Source organism: Hydrogenimonas sp. (assembly GCF_029932565.1).
Classification (GTDB): Bacteria; Campylobacterota; Campylobacteria; order Campylobacterales; family Hydrogenimonadaceae; genus Hydrogenimonas.
In genome coordinates, this window is record NZ_JAOZPV010000076.1 from 1 (window position 1) to 8,018 (window position 8,018).

Annotated in this window: 8 protein-coding genes; 3 read left to right on the forward strand and 5 right to left on the reverse strand. The window is 51.2% G+C overall.

Annotation, left to right across the window (positions count from 1 at the left end; genetic code table 11):
• Window position 1: 1 nt before the first annotated feature.
• Both flgG and Q1K24_RS08280 read right to left on the reverse strand, forming a co-directional pair.
• The gene (gene flgG / locus Q1K24_RS08275) at window positions 2-790 is read right to left on the reverse strand and encodes a flagellar basal-body rod protein FlgG (protein ID WP_300361432.1); all 789 of its coding nucleotides are present in this window, start codon (window positions 788-790) and stop codon (window positions 2-4) included.
• A 12-nt stretch (window positions 791-802) separates the two neighbouring features.
• Complete coding sequence (locus Q1K24_RS08280) at window positions 803-1,639, reverse strand: flagellar hook-basal body protein (protein WP_300368727.1); 837 nt, start codon at window positions 1,637-1,639, stop codon at window positions 803-805.
• 216 nt (window positions 1,640-1,855) lie between these two features.
• On the opposite strand from Q1K24_RS08280, the gene rpoD reads away from it, so the two are divergent.
• Both rpoD and Q1K24_RS08290 read left to right on the forward strand, forming a co-directional pair.
• A complete protein-coding gene (gene rpoD, locus Q1K24_RS08285; RefSeq protein ID WP_300368730.1) occupies window positions 1,856-3,682 on the forward strand; it encodes an RNA polymerase sigma factor RpoD in 1,827 nt (608 codons plus the stop codon).
• Window positions 3,683-3,848: 166 nt separating this feature from the next.
• Complete coding sequence (locus Q1K24_RS08290) at window positions 3,849-4,538, forward strand: hypothetical protein (protein WP_300368733.1); 690 nt, start codon at window positions 3,849-3,851, stop codon at window positions 4,536-4,538.
• On the opposite strand, the gene Q1K24_RS08295 is transcribed toward Q1K24_RS08290, so the two are convergent.
• Genes Q1K24_RS08295 through hemL form a run of 3 tightly spaced genes read right to left on the reverse strand, consistent with a single transcriptional unit; the run spans window position 4,528 to window position 6,639 of the window.
• Window positions 4,528-5,043, reverse strand: coding sequence for a hypothetical protein (locus Q1K24_RS08295; RefSeq protein ID WP_300368736.1), 516 nt, complete (start codon window positions 5,041-5,043; stop codon window positions 4,528-4,530). The two genes, Q1K24_RS08290 and Q1K24_RS08295, sit on opposite strands and share 11 nt — an antisense overlap.
• Complete coding sequence (locus tag Q1K24_RS08300) at window positions 5,024-5,356, reverse strand: AtpZ/AtpI family protein (RefSeq protein ID WP_300368738.1); 333 nt, start codon at window positions 5,354-5,356, stop codon at window positions 5,024-5,026. The genes Q1K24_RS08295 and Q1K24_RS08300 overlap by 20 nt, the downstream gene beginning before the upstream one ends.
• Window positions 5,356-6,639, reverse strand: coding sequence for a glutamate-1-semialdehyde 2,1-aminomutase (gene hemL, locus Q1K24_RS08305; RefSeq protein WP_300368741.1), 1,284 nt, complete (start codon window positions 6,637-6,639; stop codon window positions 5,356-5,358). Before hemL ends, Q1K24_RS08300 begins: the two co-directional genes overlap by 1 nt.
• Before the next feature lie 448 nt (window positions 6,640-7,087).
• Between hemL and Q1K24_RS08310 the strand changes: the two genes are divergently transcribed.
• The coding region (locus tag Q1K24_RS08310) for an energy transducer TonB (protein WP_300368743.1) at window positions 7,088-8,018 on the forward strand (931 nt) is incomplete at its 3' end.

An 8,018-nucleotide genomic window follows, 5' to 3' on the forward strand; every position in this document is an offset into this window, starting at 1 on the left:
TTTAACGCTTGAGGTTGTTGACGATCTGCAGCATCTCGTCGCTGGTCGTGATCGCCTTGGAGTTGGCTTCGTAGGCGCGCTGGCCGGTAATCAGGTCGGTCATCTCCTCCACAAGCTGGACGTTGCTCATTTCAACAAATCCCTGACGGATCTGCCCCAACCCGTCGACTCCCGGAACGCTCTCGATCGGATCGCCCGATGCCGACGTATTGATATAGAGATTGTCACCGAGCGAATGGAGACCTGCCGGATTGATGAAGTTGGTCAGCTGAATCTGTCCGATATCGGTCGCTTCCTGTTGGCCTGCCTGCAAAACCGAGACGGTTCCGTCGGTTCCGATCGAGATGGCGACGGCATCTTCCGGTATCACGATCTCCGGCGACAGTGTATAGCCGTCGGAATTGACAATCGTGCCGGTTTCGTCAAGCTTGAACGCACCGTTGCGCGTGTATACCTCCGTACCATCCGGCATGATGATTTTGAAAAAACCGTTGCCGGTGATCGCAAGATCGAGATTGTTGCCGGTCTCTTTGAAGTTGCCCTGGGAAAACTGTTTGACAATGGCGGTCGGTCGAACACCGAGTCCGACAGAGATCCCTGTCGGCGACTTGGTCGTTTCGCTCGTGGACGTTCCGGCGTACTCGGCGGTCTGGTACATCAGATCCGCAAATTCGGCACGCTGTTTCTTGTATCCGATCGTATTGACATTGGCGATATTGTTCGACGTCGTATCAATTTGAATCTGCTGGGCGACCATCCCGGTTGCCGCGGTATAGAGTGCTCGTATCATCCCATTCCTTTCTTATGCCCGAACCGAGGCGAGTTTGTTGATGGCATCGTTGTTCATGTCGTCCATCTGTGCAGTCATCGCTTTTTGATACATTTCGACGAGTCGGTTGGTTTCGATCAGACGCGTCATCTCGCGAACCGGATTGACATTGCTTTTTTCGATCATATATTGATAAATCTCTCTTGTCTCCGTCACGATATTCATCTCCTCTTCCACAACTTTGCCCGGCATCGTGAAATAGTTGTCCCCTTCCGCCCTGAGATCCTGCAGATTGTCGACACGCACAACCATCAGATCGTCCAGGTAGACCGGTGTATCCATGGCCGTTTTGTCCAAATATTCTATCCGTCCGCTCTTGCCGATATGGATATGGAGGGCATCGAACGGTACGGTAATTGCCTGCCTGTTCTGAAAATAGTTCTGGGAAAGAACTTTGAATCCATCACGCGTGACGATCTCCCCGTCTTCGTTGATTTTGAAAGAGCCATCCCGTGTCAGCCGGATTCCGGAGGGTGTCTCCACTGCGAAAAAAAGGTTCTTCTCGCCCAGAGCCAGGTCGAGCGGATTGCCCGTCTCCGCCATCGGCCCCATTTCGAAATCGGTATACTCTTCGACGATTCTCGGAACCCTGTTGAGTGTGCGATTCAAGAATTTCGCACCCTCTTTTGTCTGGTTTTGCAGCGGAAGCTCATCGCGTTTTTCCTGAAAAATCCGCATAAAATCGCCGATGACACTGTTCTTTTGGCGATACCCGTTCGTTCGGACATTGGCAAGATTCTGACTGATCTGATCGAGACGGTTGAACTGTGTAACCATCCCGCCCGTTACAGTATAAAATCCGTTCTGCATGCATACCCTTCATGGTGTAATTTGACATAAATGAAGCAACAACCGTTCCAATTTCGATCTACCATATTGTCAACATTCATTCACCTTTCAATTCTTAACCTTCCACCGAAAATGCCGATGATAACTTGACTTCTCGTAAAAAAATTGTTATCTCAAGGATTTTTTACATTTTTTTGGATATAATCCCATTTACTCTCACGAAGGAGCCCTCCTTACATGACTGCAAAAGAGCTGAATCAGGCACTTGAAAAACTTTTTGAAGAACACAAAAACGAAAAATATATCACGTTTGAAAAGATCGTACAGCTTTTCGAAAAACAGCCGACACTCGCTCAGGCGAAGAATGTTCTGAAGCTCGCGAAGAAGTATGGGATCAACATCATCACATCCAGTGAACGCGCCATGCTTCTCAATATCGAAGAGGCGGAAAAGCGTGAGTCGGACCGTCAGAAACTGAGTGACGAGTCACTCGAGGAAGAGTTCGACTTCACACGGGAAAAGGAGCTTCTCGAATGGTCACGAAGCGACTCCCCTGTACGGATGTATCTTCGTGAAATGGGACAGATTCCGCTTCTAACAAAAGAGGAAGAGATCGAAATCAGCAAGAAGATCGAAATGGGCGAGGATATCATCCTCGACGCGATCTGTTCGGTCCCCTATCTGATCGATTTCATTCTCGACTACAGAGAGCCGCTCATCAACCGTGAACGACGTGTCAAAGAGCTCTTCAAAAGCTTTGAAGAGACCGATAGCGAAGATGACGACGAGACGGACGAGGCGAAGAAAAAGAGTGCCAAAGACGACAAACGCGTCAAAAAAGTGATTGAAACATTCAAAGCGCTCGAAAAGGCCAAAAAAGATTGGCTGAAGACCCAGCAGAAGACGCCGCCGGAAGATGCGAGCGAAGAGGAAAAATTCCATTACGACCTCGTTCTGTCGTACAAGAAAAAAGTACTCAAAGACCGTCTGCTCGACCTGGGACCGACATCGAAACTGATCAACGAGCTGGTCAAGGCGATGGAGACGGCACTCAAGAGCGACGAAGGGTTCGACAAAGAGCTCAAACGGCTCGAGTACCGCCTGCCGCTTTTCAATGAGCAGCTGATCGCAAACCACCAGAAAATCCTGGCCAATATCGTCAATATGTCCAAAGAGGAGATTGCGGCTGCCGTTCCGGAAGCGACGATGGTCAGCACCTATCTGCAGATCAAAAAACTTTTCCAGACCAAAGAAGCGAGCAAGGACAGCTTCAACCTGGATCCCGAAAAACTGCAGGAGATTCTCGAGCAGATCAAGCGCGGAAAAAAGATCTCCGAAGAGGCGAAAACCCGTATGGCCAAATCGAACCTGCGTCTGGTCGTTTCGATCGCCAAGCGCTATACCAACCGCGGACTCCCTTTCCTCGACCTGATCCAGGAAGGAAACATCGGCCTGATGAAAGCGGTCGACAAGTTCGAATACAAAAAAGGGTACAAATTCTCCACCTACGCCACATGGTGGATCCGCCAGGCGATCAGCCGCGCCATCGCCGACCAGGCCAGAACGATCCGTATTCCGATCCACATGATCGAGACGATCAACCGGATCAACAAAATCATGCGGAAACATCTGCAGGAGACCGGAAAAGAGCCGGATGTCGATACGATCGCCAAAGAGGTGGGTCTGAGTGTCGACAAGGTCAAGAATGTCATCAAAATCACAAAAGAGCCGGTCAGTCTGGAAGCGCCGGTCGGAAGTGAAGAGGATGGACGGTTCGGCGACTTCATCGAGGACAAGAGTTCTGCCAGTCCTGTCGAATCGGTTATGAAAGAGGATCTCAAAGAGCAGATCGACGATGTCCTCGACCAGCTCAACGAACGGGAAAAAGCGGTCATCTGCATGCGCTTCGGCCTGATGGACGATGAGAGCGACCGCACCCTCGAAGAGATCGGCAAAGCCCTCAATGTCACACGCGAACGCGTCCGCCAGATCGAAAGCAGCGCGATCAAGAAGCTGAAACACCCCAAAGTCGGACGGAAACTCAAGAACTACATCGAAGAATAGGTCCTTCTTCTCCTCGATGAATTGAACAATGAAAAATAAACAATTGAAGATGGTTGCACTGCAACCTTTTCATTTTATCGATAAAATCCGCACGAAGTGCGGTTTCCTTTACTTTTCACTGTTCACCGTTCACTGTTCACTCTCAAAAACCGGAGGTTTTTGAGCGATGGACTTCTATGAAAAGTGGCTGGAGTACGACTACAACCCCTGGATCCTTTTCGATGTCAGCGGCAAAGTCATCACCCTCAACCAGGAGGCGCAGTTTCTGCTTGCCGAAGTAACACCTCACGAGATTTTCGAACTTGCTGTCTCCTATGCCAACCAATCCTACGGTTTCGAGACGACGATGATGGATCTCGAATACGGAAAATATGAATTTTTCGGCATCATGGTCGGATACGAAGACAATGATGCCATCGCCATCCGTCTCTATCAGAAGCCCCCGGAGCGGATCGCCGAACCCAACATGCTGAAACTGAGCACCCACAACATCTATACATTGATCGATCTGGCGGTGAGTACCAGCTCCATCAACAGGCAGCACGGTTTTACAACCATCCTCGACCCCGCTCTGCCCGACATCAAGATCAATCCTGAAATTTTCGTCGGTATGCTGACCCAGATTTTCGGTTGTTTCGATGATACGGGAGAGATCGAACTCAAGCTCTCACTCAAAACGGGAGAGACCCTCAAATTCGAAGGAAAACGCTATCCCATTTTCCAGCTTTCCGCACGGGGAAATATGGGAGCCGGCTGCCCGGTCCAGCCCCTGAAGCAGCAGGCGAATCAACTCAACGGATATATTTTAAAAAAGAGTGATCAGCTGATTTTCGAAGCGCCGCTGATCATCGATTGACATAGAGAACCGCTGCCGTCGCAAGTGGAGCCAGACCCACACCCATCAAGTAAAGTACCGGCTCAAACACTCCGCTCCTGATCAGATAGTAGACACCTGCAGCAAGTACGATATAGGCAGCGACCCGATAGAGAGAAAGTGCGGGTTTGGTGGTCTTCAAAAATGTTTTGAAATCTCTTCTGCTCTCTTTCCGTCTCGCTTTCTCTTCCCGGAGAACTGTTTTCACATCGTCACCTGTCTCTATATCTTCTTCCTCCCATAGACCATAGCGGTCGTCGATCTGATCGACGATATCGGGCAAACCGTGATGCGGCACGCTCTCTCCGCTTTCGGCAACCATCTGCCAATAACCAAAGGCAGAGGCCGCAATGACAAAAGCGCCGCTCACATATCCCGTTTCGAAATTGAACAGCGAAAGGGCACCGCCATAGATCCAGGCCGCGGCACCGCCAAGCAGCGCAAGGAGTATCAGAACAGCCGAAAGATTACGTATCGTCTTCGTCATCGAAATCGCGGTAGTTTCTGTATCGGGGATCGTTCTTCAACTCTTCGAGCGAACGCATCTGTTTTTTGTAGGCCTTGTAGACATTCAGAATGGCAGCGGCGATTCCCCAGAAGACACCAAGCCAGAAAAGCCATTCGTACCCGAAGATGCTGCGAAGCCAATATCCGATCCCCACACCGATGAGAACCGCCACGACCATCGAGATGCCAAGCGACAGATCACTCGCCCCCTCGATGATCTTTTTCGCTTTCGGCGTCTCCTCCGAATCTCGCTTCCCGTTATCTTCCTCCGGTTGACGCTTTTCACTCGCCATCAGAACGCTCCCATAACCTCGTGGGCATTGCGAATCGTTTCGTCGATCATGATTTCCGTCGTTTTGGTCGAGATGAATCCCGTTTCAAACTGGCTGCATGCAAAATAGAAGCCACGATCCAGCATCGCCCGATGGAATTTCGCGAATCGGTCGGTATCGCTTTTCAATGCATCGTCGAAATTACGGACAGGTTTGTCGTTAAAGAAGAATCCGAACATACTGCCCCGTACATCGGTTTGCAGCGGAATGTCATGCGCATTCGCCGCAGCCTTGAGACCGTCGACAAGCCGTCGGGCACGCATTTCGAGAATTTCGTAGAGCGCCACATCGGCTTTGAGCTGACGAACCTGAGCGAGACCGGCTGCCATTGCCACAGGATTCCCGCTCAGGGTTCCGGCCTGGTAGACCGGGCCTTCCGGACTCAGTTTCGCCATGATGTCGGCACGCCCGCCGAACGCCCCCACCGGCATGCCTCCGCCGATCACCTTTCCGAGCGTCACGAGGTCGGCCTTGACGTCCGTCAGTCCCTGCGCACCCAGCAGCGATGCCCTGAAACCGCTCATCACCTCGTCGAAGATAAGCAGCGCACCGTGCGCATCGCAAAGCGCACGAAGATCGCGCAGAAACTGCTCATCCGCCGGAACCAGACCCATATTGCCGGCAATCGGTTCGATAACGACACAGGCAATATCGCTGCTCGCTTCGAAACAGGCTTTGACACTTTCGATATCGTTATAATCCGCCAGCAATGTATGCTTGGCAAAATCGACCGGAACACCCGGGGAGTTCGGGCTGCCAAACGTTACCGCACCGCTGCCGGCCTGAACCAGCAGCGAATCGCTGTGACCATGATAGCACCCTTTGAATTTGACGATATCGTCGCGTCCCGTATATCCGCGCGCCAGGCGTATGGCACTCATCACCGCTTCGGTACCGCTGTTGACGAAACGGATTTTGTCGATGGCGGGGAAAAGTGCAACGATCTCTTCCGCCAACTCCGTTTCTAGCAGTGTCGGTGCGCCGAAACTGAGTCCTTTGCGCGCCGTTTCGATTACCGCAGCTTCGACAGTGGGATCGCAATGGCCGAAAATGAGCGGTCCCCAACTCTGTACATAATCGACATAACGATTGCCGTCGATATCGATAAGGTATCCGCCCTCTCCCCGCTCCATGAATGGTGGCGTTCCGCCGACACTGCCAAATGCACGCACCGGTGAATCGACACCGCCCGGAATCACTCGTTTCGCTTCTTCATATGCTTCAATACTCTTGGTATGTTTCACGCTCTCATCCTCGTCAAAAATTTTGGAATCCATCTCAAAAATCACTACAGGTGCCAACAGCGATGATTTTCTCCCGAGTCGAGACGGTACAACGAAGGTGTGGCCAAAGCCACATCGGGGAGAACCAACGACGACTCGGGACAAAAGCACGCTGCCCGAAGGGTGATACACAAAACGTACGATGGCGGGGCAAAAAACGCAGGGTGTAGCCGAAACTACATCCAAGTTTTTCAACGAAACCAGTGTACTTTTTGCGTACCATTCCCGTCCATAGGGATTTTTGAGATGGATTCTTGTGATTATAGGCAAAAAGCGGTTAATAAAGTATAATATCCAACCAATTAACGGCTTTTGGTTTCAAGTTTTGTACGGATAGCCGAACGGGTCACAACTTTTAAAGCCCGTAAACTGGAAACCGACAGCCAAAACCAACTATCTCTGGAACCGAATGAATCGACGAAAACTCATTTCACTGCTTCTGTCACTGCTGATTCACCTCGTTATTCTGACAGTTCTTTTTCTTGTGACCCATCAGGCGAAAAAAGAGTTGACATCCTCCGGAGCGAAACGGGTCGAGCTTTCACTGAGTGACTTCGTCACACCGCCGCCATCGAAACCAAAAGCGCCACCCACACCACCGTCTCCACCGGTTCCGCCCCAACCCAAATCGACACCGCCACAACCCCAACCCGCTCCAAAGCCTGCGCCCAAACCGGTACCGGAACCGAAAGAGCCCGAGCCAAAACCTGAACCAAAACCCGAACCAAATCCGGTCAGGAAGCGTAAACCAGAAAAAAACAAACCGATCCCAAAACCCAAACCGACACCGGTCAAAAAACCGGTCGCAAAACAGAAACCACAACCCAAACCTGTTCCGCCCCCGCCGCCAAAACCGAAACCAAAACCAAAAAAAGAATCGGCCGAATCGGCTCTTGCCGGCGCACTGGGTGCACCGGCGATGCCCCGCGAGGCGAAATCGACACAGAGCGCGCCCCGGCCGCCATCGATCCAGCAGATCAACAATTCGATGTCAGATCGGGAGTTTCACGCCCTCTACAAAGATGAATTCGACCATTTCACGCCCAATCAGAAAAAGTTCATCAAATCGAACCTCAACAGGATTCAGGCGATCACCCAGCACTACCTTACGATGCGCGGTTATCCGCCATTCGCCGTCCAGCAGCGTATGCAGGGTGTCAACATCGTCGAATTCTATCTTCATCCAAACGGCGACATCTCCAATCTGAAAGTCATCTCCTCATCCGGTTTCGACGTCCTCGACGACAACTCTCTCGACACGATCAAGACAGCTTACAAAGACTACCCCCGTCCCCAGGAGAAAACGAAGATACGGTTCTATATCCATTACCAGATGTACT

Excerpts from the sequence above, each read along its gene's own strand:
- rpoD (WP_300368730.1), top strand. The coding sequence starts at position 1,856 with ATGACTGCAAAAGAGCTGAATCAGGCACTTGAAAAACTTTTTGAAGAA.
- Q1K24_RS08290 (WP_300368733.1), top strand. The coding sequence starts at position 3,849 with ATGGACTTCTATGAAAAGTGGCTGGAGTACGACTACAACCCCTGGATC.
- Q1K24_RS08300 (WP_300368738.1), bottom strand. The coding sequence starts at position 5,356 with ATGGCGAGTGAAAAGCGTCAACCGGAGGAAGATAACGGGAAGCGAGAT.
- flgG (WP_300361432.1), bottom strand. The coding sequence starts at position 790 with ATGATACGAGCACTCTATACCGCGGCAACCGGGATGGTCGCCCAGCAG.
- Q1K24_RS08280 (WP_300368727.1), bottom strand. The coding sequence starts at position 1,639 with ATGCAGAACGGATTTTATACTGTAACGGGCGGGATGGTTACACAGTTC.
- Q1K24_RS08295 (WP_300368736.1), bottom strand. The coding sequence starts at position 5,043 with ATGACGAAGACGATACGTAATCTTTCGGCTGTTCTGATACTCCTTGCG.